At 58.7% G+C, this 16,324-nt stretch carries 15 protein-coding genes and 1 tRNA gene; 10 read left to right on the forward strand and 6 right to left on the reverse strand.

Annotated features, from left to right (window positions below; all coding sequences use genetic code 11):
- Nucleotides 1-94 precede the first annotated feature (94 nt).
- Nucleotides 95-181, forward strand: a tRNA-Leu gene (locus ACWI0H_RS03200).
- 107 nt (nucleotides 182-288) lie between these two features.
- Here the strand turns inward: ACWI0H_RS03200 and ACWI0H_RS03205 are convergent.
- Complete coding sequence (locus tag ACWI0H_RS03205) at nucleotides 289-1,659, reverse strand: glycosyltransferase (RefSeq protein WP_485874801.1); 1,371 nt, start codon at nucleotides 1,657-1,659, stop codon at nucleotides 289-291.
- A 197-nt stretch (nucleotides 1,660-1,856) separates the two neighbouring features.
- On the opposite strand from ACWI0H_RS03205, the gene ACWI0H_RS03210 reads away from it, so the two are divergent.
- From ACWI0H_RS03210 to ACWI0H_RS03250, 9 genes are all read left to right on the forward strand, one after another.
- On the forward strand, nucleotides 1,857-2,624 hold the full coding sequence (locus tag ACWI0H_RS03210; RefSeq protein WP_485874803.1) for an AraC family transcriptional regulator: 768 nt from the start codon (nucleotides 1,857-1,859) through the stop codon (nucleotides 2,622-2,624).
- Between the two features lie 151 nt (nucleotides 2,625-2,775).
- Entirely contained in the window at nucleotides 2,776-3,132 is a 357-nt protein-coding gene (locus ACWI0H_RS03215) for a RidA family protein (protein ID WP_485874805.1), read from the forward strand.
- Between the two features lies 1 nt (nucleotide 3,133).
- Nucleotides 3,134-4,075, forward strand: a complete 942-nt coding sequence (gene lhpI, locus ACWI0H_RS03220; RefSeq protein WP_485874807.1) for a bifunctional Delta(1)-pyrroline-2-carboxylate/Delta(1)-piperideine-2-carboxylate reductase — start codon at nucleotides 3,134-3,136, stop codon at nucleotides 4,073-4,075.
- A 95-nt stretch (nucleotides 4,076-4,170) separates the two neighbouring features.
- Entirely contained in the window at nucleotides 4,171-5,244 is a 1,074-nt protein-coding gene (gene dctP / locus ACWI0H_RS03225; protein WP_485874808.1) for a TRAP transporter substrate-binding protein DctP, read from the forward strand.
- A gap of 71 nt (nucleotides 5,245-5,315) precedes the next feature.
- Complete coding sequence (locus tag ACWI0H_RS03230) at nucleotides 5,316-5,861, forward strand: TRAP transporter small permease (RefSeq protein WP_485874809.1); 546 nt, start codon at nucleotides 5,316-5,318, stop codon at nucleotides 5,859-5,861.
- Nucleotides 5,858-7,132, forward strand: a complete 1,275-nt coding sequence (locus tag ACWI0H_RS03235) for a TRAP transporter large permease (protein ID WP_485874810.1) — start codon at nucleotides 5,858-5,860, stop codon at nucleotides 7,130-7,132. The genes ACWI0H_RS03230 and ACWI0H_RS03235 overlap by 4 nt, the downstream gene beginning before the upstream one ends.
- 21 nt (nucleotides 7,133-7,153) lie before the next feature.
- Nucleotides 7,154-8,185: a histone deacetylase family protein gene (locus tag ACWI0H_RS03240; protein WP_485874811.1), complete on the forward strand. Its 1,032-nt coding sequence runs from the start codon at nucleotides 7,154-7,156 to the stop codon at nucleotides 8,183-8,185.
- Nucleotides 8,182-9,288: a class II histone deacetylase gene (locus ACWI0H_RS03245; RefSeq protein ID WP_485874812.1), complete on the forward strand. Its 1,107-nt coding sequence runs from the start codon at nucleotides 8,182-8,184 to the stop codon at nucleotides 9,286-9,288. The genes ACWI0H_RS03240 and ACWI0H_RS03245 overlap by 4 nt, the downstream gene beginning before the upstream one ends.
- On the forward strand, nucleotides 9,285-10,241 hold the full coding sequence (locus ACWI0H_RS03250) for a branched-chain amino acid transaminase (RefSeq protein WP_485874813.1): 957 nt from the start codon (nucleotides 9,285-9,287) through the stop codon (nucleotides 10,239-10,241). The genes ACWI0H_RS03245 and ACWI0H_RS03250 overlap by 4 nt, the downstream gene beginning before the upstream one ends.
- On the opposite strand, the gene ACWI0H_RS03255 is transcribed toward ACWI0H_RS03250, so the two are convergent.
- From ACWI0H_RS03255 to ACWI0H_RS03275, 5 genes are read right to left on the reverse strand one after another with little or no spacing between them, the layout of a single operon-like run.
- Entirely contained in the window at nucleotides 10,238-11,356 is a 1,119-nt protein-coding gene (locus ACWI0H_RS03255) for a pyridoxal phosphate-dependent aminotransferase (protein WP_485874814.1), read from the reverse strand. The two genes, ACWI0H_RS03250 and ACWI0H_RS03255, sit on opposite strands and share 4 nt — an antisense overlap.
- 31 nt (nucleotides 11,357-11,387) lie before the next feature.
- A complete protein-coding gene (locus tag ACWI0H_RS03260) occupies nucleotides 11,388-12,779 on the reverse strand; it encodes an FAD-binding oxidoreductase (RefSeq protein ID WP_485874815.1) in 1,392 nt (463 codons plus the stop codon).
- 28 nt (nucleotides 12,780-12,807) lie between these two features.
- Nucleotides 12,808-14,448, reverse strand: a complete 1,641-nt coding sequence (locus ACWI0H_RS03265) for an ABC transporter ATP-binding protein (RefSeq protein ID WP_485874816.1) — start codon at nucleotides 14,446-14,448, stop codon at nucleotides 12,808-12,810.
- A 9-nt stretch (nucleotides 14,449-14,457) separates the two neighbouring features.
- Complete coding sequence (locus tag ACWI0H_RS03270; RefSeq protein ID WP_485874817.1) at nucleotides 14,458-15,291, reverse strand: ABC transporter permease; 834 nt, start codon at nucleotides 15,289-15,291, stop codon at nucleotides 14,458-14,460.
- Complete coding sequence (locus tag ACWI0H_RS03275) at nucleotides 15,288-16,268, reverse strand: ABC transporter permease (RefSeq protein WP_485874818.1); 981 nt, start codon at nucleotides 16,266-16,268, stop codon at nucleotides 15,288-15,290. The genes ACWI0H_RS03270 and ACWI0H_RS03275 overlap by 4 nt, the downstream gene beginning before the upstream one ends.
- Between the last annotated feature and the right edge of the window lie 56 nt (nucleotides 16,269-16,324).

The raw sequence follows: 16,324 nt of genomic DNA on the forward strand, positions 1-16,324 counted from the left end.
GATCAAACAGGCGGCATAGGATAGCGCTTTGGCAGGATAAAGTCAGTCAATGTGATTGACCTAACTAGAAATTTACGTATACTACGCACGCATTGCCGGTATGGCGGAATTGGTAGACGCAGCGGATTCAAAATCCGCCGCCTTTACGGGTGTGCCAGTTCGAGTCTGGCTACCGGCACCACATTTAAAATCAGGCGCTTAGGCGCCTTTTTTTGTGCCTGCTATTTGAGTTTTTCCCTTCCTGAATGCCTGAATGTGTCCACAAAGTGTCCGCGGAGATTTCAGCAATTATTTACTCGTTTTAGCCAAACGCTCAGCCGCCAGCTGTCGGTAAAGACTAACCAACTCTGCGCTTTTGACATCTTCGTGCCAGCTAGCGGCGTAGACTTGGGCGCGTTCTGCGAGCTGTTGGCGCAGGGTGTCATCACCTAGCAGGCGGTTGACCTTGGTGGCGAAGTTGTCATGGTTATCTTCGGCGATTAGGCAGCCTTCGCCCTCTTTTAACACATCAAGTGTGCCCATCGCGGCGGTGGAAACTACCGGTGTGCCGAGAGCCATTGCCTCCAGCAGTACCAGCCCTTGGGTTTCTGTGCGTGATGCAAATACAAAAACGTCGGCGGCACTGTAGGCCGCCTGCAGCGGGCCGTTGCGGTCGAGATAGCCGAGAAACAGCACCGACTCTGCCACGCCAACTTCCTGGGCGCGCCGTACAAGCGAGTCATGAGCCGGGCCTTCGCCGGTAATAATCAGCCGGGTGTTGGGGTGTTCGGCTAATACCTTGGGGAGCATATCGATTAGAAAATCGATGTTCTTCTCAAAGGCCGCGCGACCTACGTAGAGCAGCAGGGGCGCATCTGTAGGCAGGTCGTAATGGGCACGAAAGTCGCTATCATCCTGGGCTCCCGGAGGGTGGCAGAACGACTCCAGCGACAAGCCGGTGGGAATGACCGTGGAGGGCGTGGTCACGCCGTAGCGGATAAGTGCTTGCTGCATTGCTTGGGAGGGTGCCACCAAGGCGTCGAGCTGCTGGCACTGGTGCACTGAAAGTCGGCGAGCGGCAAGTTGCAGCCAGCGTCGTGGAAGCCAGCGGATATAGTGATGAACATACTCCTCAAACAGGGTGTGATAGGTGGCCACCACTGGCAGTCCGGGCCGACGTCCCAGGGCCACGCCGGCATAGTGGGCGGTAAACGGCGTATGGACATGAATGAGATCGAAGCCCTGGTCGGCAAGCTGCGGTGCCAGGGCGATCAAGTCCCGGTAGCGCATCATGCGATCCTCCGGATCGCCGGGTACTTGGCGCGAGTGGATGCGCAGTACGCCCGGCTCATCCACTTGGCCGACTGGATAGTCGGGGCAGATCAGCGTGACCGAGTGGCCCAGGCGTTCAAGGGCACCGCGAAAACTGGCGATGGAGGTGGAAACGCCATTGACGCGGGGGAAGTAGACATCCGAAATCATTAGTATCTTCAAACCGCTCAACGGCGTCTCGGTCGTTGACGCCGTTGAGTGAAACAGCGTTAAAGCCGACGCCAGCCGTGCCTTGCGCTCTGCTTCGCGCTGTAGATACAGGGCATTGCCGTTGGCTAATTGGGTTAGGGCCGCGACTTCCGGGGCACTGAGAGGAGAGCTGAGAGAGGGGCGTCGGCGCTGTGGCATGTTGTTTGGACTCTTTTGGCAGCTTATTGCCACGCTAACCCGAGTCCATGACTGACGGATGACAGCCAGTGTGTTTAGTCACTACCCGTGCACCTACCCGCCAGAGCGTTAGCTCACGGTTGGCCGCTCCCTCGCTTTTTATTGTCTAGCCGTTTTATAGTGCTTCAATAGCACTCGACGAAAGACGGTAATCCACCATGGCCCTTTTTGAGCTGCATAGCCGCAACTTAGCCCAAGAACAGGTGGCCCATACCCACGACTTCCATCAGCTTATTCTGGCTACCTGTGGTGTCACGGAGCTTTCGATGGAGGGGCAAGGGGAAAGGGTGACCGCCCGCCGTGGCTGTCTGATTCCTTCCTCACGCCATCACGAATACCAGGGCGATGGCAACAACCGTACCCTAGTGTTGGATATTCCCGTTGCCCAGTTGGCGTCGCTTGAGAAAGGCAGCGAGATTGAGCGCCTGTTCGATAAGCCGCGCTTTTTCAGCGTGCCTCCTGCGTTAAACCAGCTCACCCACGCCCTGGCGAATCAGCTTGAACAGTGTCCCGCGCTGCAGAATGAAATCGCGATTCTGCTGCTGCGCGCGCTGACCATGTATCTGCATGACGCCTCTCCCACAGCGGTTGGGCAGTTGGGCCAACACTGTATTAGCGAACGACTCGACCTTGCTCGTTTGGATGCCTGGCTGGATCAGCATCTGGCCGATGAGATCCGCGTTGAGCAGTTAGCTTCCCTATGTGCCTTGAGCCCAGGGCACTTTCACAGCTGCTTTCGTGAGCTGACAGGCGTAACGCCGTTGGCTTATGTGCAGCGCAGGCGCCTAGAGCATGCCCGAACGCTGGTTCGCCATAGCACGCTCAGCCTGGGGCATATCGCTATGCTGGTCGGCTTTCGCGATCAGGGCAGTTTCTCCCGCGCCTATCGGCGTTATTTCGAGCTTTCCCCTTCTTCAGATCGCTAGACCCTCATCTGACCGCTAGTGATAAGATTTTCTTGCCTGCATGACTTGCGGGCAAATCTACCGCAGTGTCGGGCAAGTAATTTGTCGGCGAGCGCACTAGTCTCTGATGATCCCTTTTAAATCAACACAACCTCTTTCAAGGAAAAACACCATGGGCGTTACCTATCAAGACAGCAATGCACGTATGAGCCAAGTGGCGATTCACAACGGCACCGTTTACCTCGCTGGCCAGGTTCCCCCAGATGCAACGGCGGATATGCGTGGCCAAACAGAGCAGGTGCTGGTGCGTATCGATCAACTGCTAGCCCAAGCGGGCACCTCGAAAGAGCATCTGATTTCTGCGCAAATTTGGGTCACCAGCATGGCGGAGTTCGATCAAATGAACGCTGCTTGGGATGCCTGGGTCGTGCCCGGTCGCCCGCCCGTGCGTGCAGCGCTGGAAGCCCAGCTCGCCAAGCCCGAGTGGAAAGTTGAGATTATGGTGGTAGCCGCGCTGCCGGAGGCCTGATATGCGGGTTGTTTCTGCCGAAGAGGTTACTCGCTACCTGACATGGGATGGCTTGATCAAGCGGCTACACGCAACGTTCGTGAACGGCGTGGAGTCGCCTCCCCGCCATCACCATGCGATGCACCGGCCGGATGGCGAAGCCACCATGCTACTAATGCCCGCCTGGGAAGCGGCGGGCTATATCGGCGTGAAAATGGTCAACGTGTTTCCGCAAAACGCCGACCACGGCATCCCGGCGATCTCTGGGCTTTACTTGCTCAGCGAGGGCAAACACGGCCAGCCGCTGGCGTGTATCGATGGCAGTGAGCTGACCCGGCGTCGCACGGCGGCGGCTTCGGCGCTGGCAGCCCAAGCCTTAGCGATTGATAACGCAGAGACGCTGCTGGTGGTGGGCACAGGCAAGTTGGCACCCATGGTGATCGAGGCCCACGCCAGCGTGCGTCCCATCAAGCGGGTGCTGATCTGGGGCCGCAATCCCAGCAAAGCAGCGGCGATTGCCGACGAGTACGCCGAACGCTTCGAAACCCATGTAGTGGAGGAGTTAGCGGATGCCGTGGCAGAGGCGGACATCATCAGCTGCGTAACGCTCTCTAATCAGCCGCTGATTAAAGGCGAGTGGCTGACGCCCGGCACTCACCTGGATCTGATCGGCGCATTTCGTCCCCAGATGCGCGAGACCGATGCGCTGTGTCTGCGTCGCTCAGAGGTATTTGTGGACACCTACGCCGGTGCCAAAGGCGAAGCGGGCGATATTCTGCAAGCCATTGAAGAGGGCGAATTTCAGTTTGACCTGATTCAAGCGGAGCTTGCTGAAGTGCTGGCTGGGACTAAGTCGGGGCGCTCTGCACCGGAAGCCATCACGCTATTCAAATCGGTAGGCGCTTCCCTGGAAGATTTAGCCGCTGCGATAGAAGTATGGGAGTCGCTACCCGAACAGCCATGATTTTTTAATAACAATCGTATTAACAACATCGCTACCCGATGGGTAGCAACGCCACTCATAACGAAGACCGACCAATAACCAAAACGAGGCATGTTATGAAAGCTAATCAATCCTTGCTTATCGCCGCTCTGGCGGCGTTCCCGTTGGCTATCGCCAGCGCCAATGCCCATGCGCAATCCTATGAAATGGTGATTGCCACGCAGTTGCCCGAGGATATGAGCAATAACGAAATCTATCCGGCGCTGGTGCACTTTAAGAACCTGGTGGAAGCACGAACCGACGGGGATCTTGAGGTCACGATCTTCGGCGGCGGCCAGCTAGGCTCCGAGGTAGAAAACGGCTCGGAAGTGCAGGGCGGACGAACGCTTCAGTCGACGATTATGTCTGCGGGAGCAATGTCCTCCTTCTACGAAGACTATCAGGCAGTCACGGCGCCGTTCTTGTTTACCAACTGGCGTCAGGCGTGGAGCTTCTTTGATAGTGAGTGGTTCGCCGACTTTATGTCCGGCACCGTCGAAGCCGCCGATATGCGTTATTTGGGCACCTTCGACGATGGCGGTGGTTTCGTCGCCTTCACTAACAACGTGCGTTTGATAGAGACCGTCGAGGATTTAGAAGGCCTCAATATCCGTACCGAAGAGAACCCCGCCCACGTTGCAATCATGCGTTCGTTAGGCGCTTCCGCCACGCCGTTACCTTGGGGCGAGCTAATCACCGCATTGGAAACCGGACTTGCCGATGGCCAGTTCAATGCGCCGGTGCTCAACACCACTTTCAATTTCGATGCGGTCACCGACTACACCACGCTCACCGGGCATGTGTATAACAGCGCCCCCTGGGTGGTCAGCGAGTCGTGGTACCAGTCGCTGCCCGAAGAGCATCAGCAGGCCGTGATTAGCTCTGCGCGGGAAGCGATTCAACTGAGCCACGGTATGTCAGGCGCTTTGGCTACCGCAAGCTGGGTGGAGTCCTGTGAACGCTTCGAAGAGTGCTACCTGATGCCCGATGCCGAACGTGAACGGATGGCGGAAATTGCCCGTCCCGCTTGGCAGGAGTGGATCGTCGATGACTTCGGCATGGATGAAGCTCGCGTACAGGGGCTACTGGATGAAGTTGCACGTGTCGGCCAGCAGTTGGCAGAAGACGATTACCGCATCTATGGCCAATAAAGCCGGGGCCAATAACGGTTAGCGAACGATAAACGCTGGGGCGATATGAGGCCCCAGCGTGAGGAAAAACCATGGGCGTTTTAACTCCTTTGCGCCGCGTGAGCGACCTCGTCAATCAGGTGGCCATCGTGGTGTGTGTGGGCTGTATTCTGGCGATGCTGGGCATCTCGTTCACGGCGTTTCTCTACAAGCTGATCACCGGCAGCACGCTTAGCTGGACCTACTCGCTGGCGAGGCTGTTTCTGCCCTGGATCGGCTTTCTTTCCATGACGATTTCGCTGCGCTACGGCGAACATGTCGCCATGACCCTGCTGGTCCGCAGCTTGCCCAGAGTGATGGTGCAAGTGGCTGCCGGGCTGTGCCTGGCGGTGATTGGCCTGTTTGCGCTGATGCTGACGTGGTACGGCTGGGATTACTTCACCAGTGCCACCCAGGTCTACATGGTCTCCGACCAGATCCGCATTCCCAGCAAGGTGACCGCTATCGTGGTGCCTCTCAGTGGCGTCATCATGCTGCTGCATCTGGTGCATGGCTTTGCCTTGCTCGAGCACTTTATCGATGAGCAGGACGTGATTGGCGAACTTATCGACACCTCTGATGGGGAGCACCGCTCATGACCCCTGCCATTATTGCGTTTGTTGTGCTGCTGTTTATCGGTGCACCGGTGGCGGTGGTGATGGCCATGTCGGGGCTAGCGGGTGGCTTTGCCATCGGCGGAGAACGCATGCTCGGTATTATTGCCGACCGCATGTTCTCCGGCGTTTCGGGCTTTCTGCTGATTGCCGTGCCCTACTTTATTTTCACCGCTGAGCTGATGAACCAAGGCGGGCTGACCCACAAGCTGATCGCCTTCAACAATGCGCTGTTCGGCCGGGTGCGTGGGTCACTCTCCCACGTGAATATCTCAGTCTCGGTGTTCTTTGCAGGTCTCACCGGCGCCGCGGTCACCGATACCGTCGCCATCGGCAAGATCATGATTCCCGAGATGAAAAAGCAGGGCTACGATGCCGAATACGCCGCTGCGGTGACCGCCTGTTCTTCCATCATTGGGCCGATTATTCCACCCAGCGTGGTGATGGTGGTGTACGCCACACTGCTGCGAGATATTTCGGTGATTGACCTGTTTGCCGGTGGCATTATTCCTGGCTTGTTGATGGCGCTGGCGCTACTGGGCGTCAGCTTCTTCCTGGCCTGGAAGCGCAACTACCCTAAACAGGCACCTACACCCTTTAAGGCGGCCATCATCGCACTGTTAGTCGCGCTGCCTGCGATGGTGGTGCCACTGATTATTCTTGGCGGGATTCTTTCGGGACTCACCACGATTACCGAAGCGTCAGGCTTTGCGGCGGTGTACGCCATTGTGATTGGGGTGGTGTTCTACCGTAATCTTACCTGGCGCAAGATCTGGGACGCGCTGGTCACCACTGTGCGTTTTTCAGGCGTGGTGTTTTTTCTACTGGCAACCTCGGCGGTGTTGGGATGGTTCGTCACCCGTTCAGGCATCGCCAGGGATGCGGCCAGCATCATCACCACTTTCAGCGACGCGGCCTTTGTGCAGTTGATGCTGGTCTGCCTGCTACTCTTAGTGATTGGCACGGTGATGGATGTACTGCCCGCCTTGGTGGTGATAGCGCCGGTGTTAGTGCCCGCCATGATTCAGCTCGGGTTCGATCCGCTGCACTTCGCCATTTTAATGATCGTGGTGCTCAATATATCCAATGTGACACCGCCAGTGGGGATGACGCTGATGACCGCCGCGCGAATAGCCGAGGTGCCCTACGAACGGGCGATAGTGGCATCGCTGCCGTTTTACGTGTCGTTTTTAGTAGTGATTGTGCTCCTGGCGGCGTTCCCAGCACTCTCCACCTGGATTCCGTCACTGCTGTAATTTAGCTAAGGACTGCGACCCATGAAATGCTTTTACCACCCTGATCAGACGTTGCATGCGCCGCCGACGTTTCTGCTGCGCGGCCAGCCTTCGCCTTCGCCAGAAGGCCCGGTGCGCGCCGAGCTGCTTACCCAGGGGCTGGCAACGGCAGGGCTGACCCTGTCCGCGCCTACTGAGGCGGATTCGCCAATGCTGCGCAAGCGCTTAGAGCAGATCCATACGCCGCGATACCTGACGTTTCTCGACACCATTTACGCTCGCTGGCAAGCGCTGCCCAATGCGGCGGAAGTGGTGGCGCCCAACATTCATCCCTGCGGTGGCGGTCACCACTACCCGCGCCACCCGATTGGCCAAGCGGGCTGGCATTTGCACGACATGGCCTGCCCGCTAAGTGCTACCAGCTTTCAAGGCGCGCTGGCTTCGGCTGCCAGTGCCGAAGCGGCGGCTGAAGAGGTGCTTCATGGTGCGCCAGCCGCCTACGCGCTGTGCCGCCCGCCGGGTCACCATGCTGGGCCTGAACGCGCCGGGGGCTTTTGCTTGCTGAATAATTCAGCGCTGGCCGCTACCGTGCTGCGTGAACGCTTTGCCAAGGTGGCGATCATCGATGTGGATCTGCACCACGGCAACGGCACCCAGGATATTTTCTATCACCGCAGCGATGTCTGGACCGGCTCGCTGCACGCCGACCCCAGCGACTTCTACCCGTTTTTTTGGGGTGGCGCTGATGAAGAGGGCTGCGAGGAGGGCGTAGGTGCTAACGTTAATCTACCCTTGCCGGTAGGCAGCGACGGGGATGTCTATCTGGACGCCCTGGCAGTGTTAATTGATCACCTGCAGCGCTACGAACCCGATGCCGTGGTGGTGGCACTCGGCTTAGATGCCCACAAAGATGACCCGCTCGCAGGGCTTACGGCAGAAACCGAGGCATTTGTCGAGGTGGGTAAACGCCTAGCAGCGCTCTCGCTTCCCATGGTGATTGTTCAGGAAGGTGGCTACCCCACCGAGCACCTAAGCGCCAATCTAGCCGCCTTTATGCAGGGTTTTACGGCATGAGCAGAACCGGTTTCTACTGGCACGAACGCTGCTTTTGGCACGACTTGGGCGCGATAGGGGTATTTTCCGCTCCCGGTGAATTTTTACAGCCCCAAGCCGCCTCGGAAAGCCCGGAAAGCAAACGGCGCCTGAAGAATATTCTCGAAGTGAGTGGGCTGATCGACGAGCTTCAGGTGGTTAAACCGCTCGCCGCCTCGCTGGAAGACTTACTGCACTTTCATACTCCGCGCTACTTAGATGAACTGCAGGCGGGGGATCAAGCCCGCGGCGGCAACGGTGGCGACTGCGCACCTTACATGCCCGGCAGTTGGGCGGCGGCAACGCAGTCTGCAGGTCTGGCCATTGCCGCTGTGGAAGCCGTGGCGCAGGGAACGGTGAGCAATGCCTACGCCCTATGCCGCCCGCCGGGGCACCATGCAGAAGCCGACCAGGGCCGTGGCTTCTGCCTGCTGGGTAATATCCCCGTGGCGGTGATGCGCGCCCGGGCCTTGGGGCAGGTTAACCGTGTGGCAATAGTCGATTGGGATGTTCACCACGGCAACGGCCAGCAGGCAGCTTTTTATGGCGAGCCCGATGTGTTGACCGTTTCACTCCATCAGGCGGCGAACTATCCGCTGGAAACCGGCAGTTTTGACGAGCAGGGCGAAGGTGCAGGCGAGGGCGCCAACCTAAACCTGCCGTTGCCGCCGGGCTGTGGCCTGGGCGCCTACGCGTACGCCATGGAAAAACTGGTGCTGCCCGCGCTGGAAGCCTTTAACCCCGAGCTCATCGTGGTGGCCTGCGGTTACGACGCCTGCGCCAAAGATCCATTAGGCAAGATGTTGCTCAACAGCCAAGCGTTCGCCACCATGACCGCCCAGCTTAAAGCACTGGCCGAGCGCTGCTGCGATGGCAAGCTGGTGTTCGTCCATGAAGGGGGCTATTCGGAAGGTTATGTGCCGTTATGCGGCCACGCGGTGATCCAGACCTTGGCGGGCAGCGCGATTGCCGTGCCCGACCCGCAAAACGATGAAATTGCCGCTTGGGGCTATCAGGCCCTGCAACCGCACCAGCAACTGTTAATCGACGACTGGTGCCAACAGTGGGAGCAACGCAAACAATGACACCGCTTTATGACCGCGATGGCTGGATCTGGCACGACGGTGAATGGCTGGAGTGGCGCGAGGCCAAGGTGCATGTCTTCACCCATACGCTGCACTATGGCATGGGCTGTTTTGAGGGCGTGCGCGCCTACGCTGGCCCCAGCGGCACGCATCTATTTCGCGCTGCTGAACATACCCGCCGCTTGGCAGAAAGCGCCCATTCGCTGGATATGCCGCTACCGTTTAGTGAAGCGGAATTGATCAATGCCCAGCGCGAGTGCCTGGCCAAAAACGGCCTGAGCAATGCCTACCTGAAACCTACCGTGTTTTTTGGTGCGGAAGGTTTAGGACTACGCGCCCAGGGTCTAACGACCCATGTGATGGTGGCTGCATGGGATCTAGGCCCCTACATTTCACCCCAGGCTGCCACCCACGGTTTGCGTGCGCTGACGTCATCCTGGGCGCGCCACCACGTCAATATCAGCCTGTGTCGTGCGAAAACTAACGGCCACTACGTCAACTCGATACTGGCGTTGAATACGGCGATCAAAGCCGGGTTTGATGAAACCATCATGCTCGACCCGGAGGGCTATGTGGCTGAAGCCTCGGCGGCTAACGTCTTCTTACTGCGCGACGGCGTGCTGCACACCCCGGAAGTAACCTCGTGTTTGCAAGGCATCACCCGGGATAGCGTGATTCAGCTGGTGCAAAAGGTGCTGGGCATTGAAGTGCGCGAGCGGCGGATAACCCGCGACGAGCTCTACACCGCCGATGAGGCGTTTTTAACCGGCACCGCTGCCGAAATATTGCCGCTTCGCGAGCTGGATGGTCGCCGCATTGGTGGACGTGCTGGCGCACCGCTCGTCAACGAACCCATCAGCCAAGACAGCGTGACGGCTCAACTGCAGAGCTTATATCGCCAGGCGGTGCGGGGTGAGCTGGATGATTTTCAACACTGGTTAACCCCGGCTTAAGCGCTAATCGCCTTCTCTAACGCGGCCAATCTTCCCGGCACCAGCGCTGCTTGCACAGCGGTAATACGGATCACATTGGCAAGCTCTGGATGCGCCAAGCGAGCAACGAGCACGCCTTCGGCGAGTAGTTGCTGGTGTACCTCGGCGGCGAGGTCAGCGCTGGGCAGGCGAATGCCGATAAAGTTGGTGGCGCTGGGAAGCACGTCGGCACCGAGTGAGCGAAAGTGCTCTGCCAACCTCTGACGGCGGGCTTTTACATCGGCGACGTGTTGGTGAACCTCGTCAGCGTGGTCGAGCACCACTTCGGCAGCGGCCAGGGTTAACGACGATACCGCGTAGTGAATACGCACCTTCATCATCATCGCCAGCACTTCAGGGTCGGCGATGGCGTAGCCAATGCGCAGACCCGCCAGGCCGTGAGCCTTGGAGAGCGTACGCAGGCGAATTACCCCCGGTATTGCTTTGGCAGCGAACTCGCTGTTGGCATCGTCGCGGAAGTCCCCATAGGCTTCATCCAGCAGCAGCCAGCAGGTGTCAGGTAGCGCTTCGCGCAGCTTGAGGATGGCATTGTCGCTATGTAGATGACCGCTGGGGTTATCCGGATTGGCCAGGTACACCAGCCGCGCGTTTTCCTGATGCGCCGTTGCTGCCAAGGCTTCCAGGTCAGGGGCCAGCACGCCCGGTGCCTCAAAATAGCTGGGCTCGATCAGGCGGCAGCCTTGGCCTTTGGCGAAGTAACCAAAGGTGGGGTAGGTGCCTGCGGTGCTCACTACGGTTTTCCCCGGTTCGCAGGTGGTGCGCAGGGCCAGGGCAATCAAGCTGTCAGCACCGGCATCCACCAGCAGCGTTTCCAGGGCAATACCTTGCTGAGCACTCAAGCGCTGGCGCACGCCCAACGCCTCGGCATCGCCGTAGCAGTAAACGTGTTCAGCCAGGGCATCGCCAAAGTGTTCGCGCAGGGCGCGGTGAGGCATATCCAGGCCTTCGTTAGAGCCCAGCCGGTGGGGGATTTCCTTGCCAATGCGGCGCTCTAATACTTTGATACCTGGGAAGGGGTTATGCGGGCCTTCGCCAGATAAGTGCTCGGGATAACGGGGCGTACTTTGGCTAGGCATGGTAAGTCCTAAAACAGTGTTAATGAGTAACTTAAAACGCTTCTTGAAGCACTTTACCGCGGTTCAATAGATTGAGTGGATCTAGCGCTTGCTTGAGCGTATGCATCAGTTCGATTTCAGCGCTGGAGCGGCAGGTATTGAGCCAGGGCCGCTTCTCCAGGCCAATGCCGTGTTCAGCAGAGACCGAGCCGCCCAGTGCCGCCAGCGGTTGATAGACCATGGCTTCCACTTCACGGCGCACCTCGGGATCCAAGCTCCCCACGCTAACGGAAATATGTAGATTGCCATCGCCCAGGTGGCCAAACACTACCAGGCGCGCATCTGCCCAGTGCTGGGTTAGCTGCACTTCCAAGGCATCCGTGTAGCGCTGCATATCGGCAATGGGCAGGCTGACATCGAAGGTGAGTACTGGCGCAAGGCCTTTGACCAGCCCCTCAATATCTTCACGAATCGCCCATAGCCCATCGCGCTGGGTAGTCGACTGCGCAATCACCGCATCGACAATCAGCTCGCTCTCCAAAGCGCTTTCTAATGCTTCGCTGAACTGAGTGGCATTGCGCTCGGCGTCGCTGCCCAGGGAATCAATGATCACATAAAACGGATGCTCGGTGGCAATCGGCGGGGTGTGGCGGCCAAGGGTTTCAGTGAGCAGCCGGTAGTGGTTTTGCCACATCACTTCAAAAGCGCCGAGGCTGCCACCGAGTGCTTTGCCCATATGGCTGAGTAGCCCGGTGAGCGCCTCAAACGAGGGGCAGGCCACCATCGCGGTTTGTTCACTAGGCGTGGGTGGCTGCAGGCGCAGCACTGCACGGGTCACAATCCCCAGGGTGCCTTCGCTACCGATAAACAGCTGCTTTAAATCGAAACCGGCGTTATTTTTGAGCATACGGTTCATGGAGCTGACCACGCGTCCATCGGCCATGACCGCCTCCAGGCCAAGCACCTGCTGGCGCATCATGCCGTAGCGGATCACCCGAACACCGCCGGCGTTGGTGGCGATATTGCCGCCAATGGTGCAACTGCCACGAGCGCCCAGATCCAGCGGAAACTGCAGACCGACCTCTTTAGCGGCTTCCTGAATCCGCTGCAGCGGTGCTCCTGCCTGCACGGTGAGAGTGCCGCCCACTTGATCAATCTCTTCAATCGCGCTCATACGTTCAAGGGAAATCACCAGCTCATCCGGGCTAGCTTCTGCACCGTGCACCAACCCAGTCAATCCGCCGTGGGTGACCACCGGCTGCTGCACCTGATGACAGGCACGCATGACAGCAGCGACTTGCTCCGTATCCGCCGGGCGAACAATTGCCCCAGCCTGGCAGGGCGCGCCGGTCATCCAATCTACGCGTCGGCTGTACACATCGTCGCCGGTCAATACATGGGCCGGGCCCACAATAGCGCGCAGCGCCTCCAGGGTTATCTGCATTGGGTATCCTTTTTTACCATTCAATAATTTACGCAGTGGCCGCCACGGGCGCCTCGCGGCCCGGAATTGCCTTGAGCAGATCCTGGGTATACGCCTCTTTTGGAGCGAGGAAAATCTGCTCGGCGCTGCCTTGCTCAACAATGCGGCCGTGTTGCATCACCACGATGCGGTCGCAAATTTGCGCTGCGACGCGCAGGTCGTGGGTGATAAACAGCAGCGAGAGCGACAGCCGCTGTTTTAGCTCCTCCAGCAGTTCCAGTACCTGGGCCTGAATCGAAACATCCAGCGCTGAGACGGCTTCATCCGCCACGATCAGCTCGGGGTTGAGCGCCAGCGCGCGGGCAATGCCGATACGCTGGCGCTGGCCGCCGGAAAACTCGTGGGGGAAGCGTTCCACAGCGCTGGCGCCCAAACCCACCATGTCTAATAGCTCGCCTGCCTGTTTAAGCGCCGCGGCTTTAGGAGTGCCGTTGGCAATCGGCCCCTGGGCAATCGCCATACCCACTTTGGTGCGGGGGTTGAGCGAGGCGTAAGGGTCTTGGAATATCATCTGCACCCGATGGCGTTCCCGGCGCAGCGCATCGCCTTTGAGCTGGGAAAGATTCACCCCATCCAGCAGCAACTCGCCGCTGTCGGGGTGCTCCAAACGCACCACGCAGCGACCTAGAGTGGACTTTCCAGAGCCGGATTCGCCTACGATGCCCACGGTTTCACCCCGCGCCAAGGTGAGCGATACATCCTCAAGGGCGCGCACTTCACGGGCAGGCTTAAACAACCCGCCTCGGGAGCGAAAGACTTTATTGAGCTGCTTGATTTCCAGCAGCGGGGCGACCTGGCTGGTCTCCCGGTGGGGCGGCACCGCATTGCTGGGGATCGCGGCAATTAGCGCTTGGGTATAGGCGTCTTGCGGGTTCTCAAGCACCGGCTTGGCATCACCCAGCTCGACGATCTTGCCGTGGCGCATAACGCAGACGCGGTTGGCAATTTCGGCCACCACGCCAAAGTCGTGGGTAATAAACATCACCGACATGCCGCGCCGCTGCTGAAGGTCGCGAATCAGCTCAAGAATCTGCGCCTGGGTGGTCACATCCAGCGCAGTGGTGGGTTCGTCGGCAATCAGCAAAATGGGCTCCAACGCCAGCGCCATGGCGATCATGACCCGCTGGCGCTGGCCGCCGGAAAGCTCAAACGGGTAGGCGCGAATAGCCTTCTCCGGCTGTGGAATACCCACTTCAATTAGCAGCTCCAGCGCGCGGGCCTGGCGCTCTTTGGGAGTGAGTTGGCCATGGGCCTCGAACACCTCGGCAATTTGCGCGCCTACCCGCATTAGCGGATTCAGGGCAGTCATTGGCTCCTGGAAGATCATGCCGATTTTTAGCCCGCGCAGGGCGCGGTGCTGTTTTTCCGTCAGGGCGAGCAGGTCCTGCCCCTCGAACAGTATCTCGCCATGGGTGGCGTTCACGCCCTTGGGGAGCAGCCCCATCACGGCGTTGGCGGCCATCGATTTACCGGAACCGGACTCACCCACCACGCACATGATTTCGCCGCGCTTTACCTCGTAGCTCACATCCTCCACCGCCAGGGCGCGATCCGCTCCTTTGGGGAGCGCAATGTTCAGATCGCGAATGCTGAGTACCGTTTCAGCGCTTTGATTCTCTGTTGCAGACATAAGAGGCTCCTAGCGCTCGCGGGAAAGTTTGGGGTTCAAAGCGTCGTCTAACCCTTCACCCACCAGGTTTAACGCCAGTACGGTGAGTAGAATCGCTACGCCAGGGAAGAAGCTGAGCCACCATGCTTGGCGAATCACCGTGCGCGCAGCACCAATCATGTAGCCCCAGGACATCACGTTAGGGTCGCCCAAGCCGAGAAACGACAGCGCCGACTCCAGCAAGATAGCGGTGGCCACCATTAGCGATGCCAGCACGATAATCGGCGACAGCGTATTGGGCAGAATCTGACGCAGAATAATCGTGCTGTTGGACTGGCCGACCAGGCGCGCGGCTTCGACATACTCGCGGTTGCGCAGCGACATAAATTCAGCGCGCACTAAGCGGGCCACCGGCGGCCAGCTGACAATCGCAATCGCCAGTACGATTGAGGTGATGCTCGGCTGCATAATCGCCACCAGTACAATCGCCAGCGCGAAGTTGGGGATGGTCTGGAAGAACTCGGTAAAGCGCATCAATACATCATCAATGATCCCGCCGTAGTAGCCTGCAATGGCCCCCAAGGGAACACCAATCAGCAGCGCCACGCTGGTGGATACCAGCCCGATCAACAGCGATACCCAGGCGCCGTGCATCAAGCCTGAGGCCACGTTGCGGCCCATGGTGTCGGTGCCCAGGGGAAAACCATCTTGGGATAGCGGTGGTAAAAAGGGCCGCTGCACCATGCGCCAGGGTGATTCAGGAAACAGCAGCGGCGCCAGTATGGCCATGGCGATAATCACCAGCAGAATAATCAGCCCCACCAGAGCGCCGCGGTTTTGCGCGAAGCGTGCGAAAAAGCTCATGCGGCCCCCTTCTTGATACGTGGATCAGCCAGGCTGTACACCAAGTCGGTGATGATATTGAAGACGATGACCAGTGCTGCCGAGAAGAAGAAAATACCCAGAAGTAGGTTGTAGTCACGCTGTTCAAGGGCTTCAAACATCAAGCGGCCGATGCCGGGCCAGGCAAACACGGTTTCGGTCAGTATCGCGCCGCCGACCATCTGACCCGCCTGCAGGCCTGCCAGCGTAATAATCGGCAGTAGCGCATTACGCAACACATGGCGACGCTGAATAATGCCTGGCTTCAAGCCCTTGGCGCGTGCGGTTTTGACGTAATCCTGCTGCGCGGCATCCAGCATTGATGTGCGCGTCATGCGGGTATAAATCGCCATAAAAAATAGCGCTAAGGTGGTCGCCGGGAGCACCAAGTGCTGGGCGACATCGAGCACCAACGCAAATCCTGTATGGCCTGCGCCCACGGTGTAAAGCCCGTAGGCGGGCAGCCAGCCCAAGTAGACGGAAAACACCACCACCGACATGAGCGCGACCCAGAACAGCGGCGTGGCGTAGAACACCAGCGCCAACGCCATAATGATCGAGCCGGAAGGCTTCTTAACCCGTGCTGCGGCCATGGAGCCCGCCACGATACCGAGTACCAGCGAAAGCACGAAAGCGGTGCCAGTCAGCAGCAGGGTGGCGGGCAAGCGATCCATAATCAGGTCAAAGACAGGAACGCCCAATCGGTAGGAGTAGCCAAAATCGAGTACGGCGATACCTGATATATAGCGCCACAGCTGCACATACATCGGCTGATCGAGCCCAAAGCGCTCGCGCAGTTGGTTGAGGAACTCCTGATCCGCGGCACCCGCTTCACCGGCCAAAATGGCAGCCGGGTCGCCGGGAGCCAGCTGAATCAGCAGAAAGTTAAAAATAACGATTAAAAACAGCACAATGACGGCTTTGAACAGCCGCATTAGGATTAGGCGCGCGTAAACCATAAGTCGTTTCCTGGCTAATACCTTCAAGACATGGCTGGAAAACCCAGGTAGCTCGC

This window comes from Halomonas sp. NYA30 (assembly GCF_976980765.1).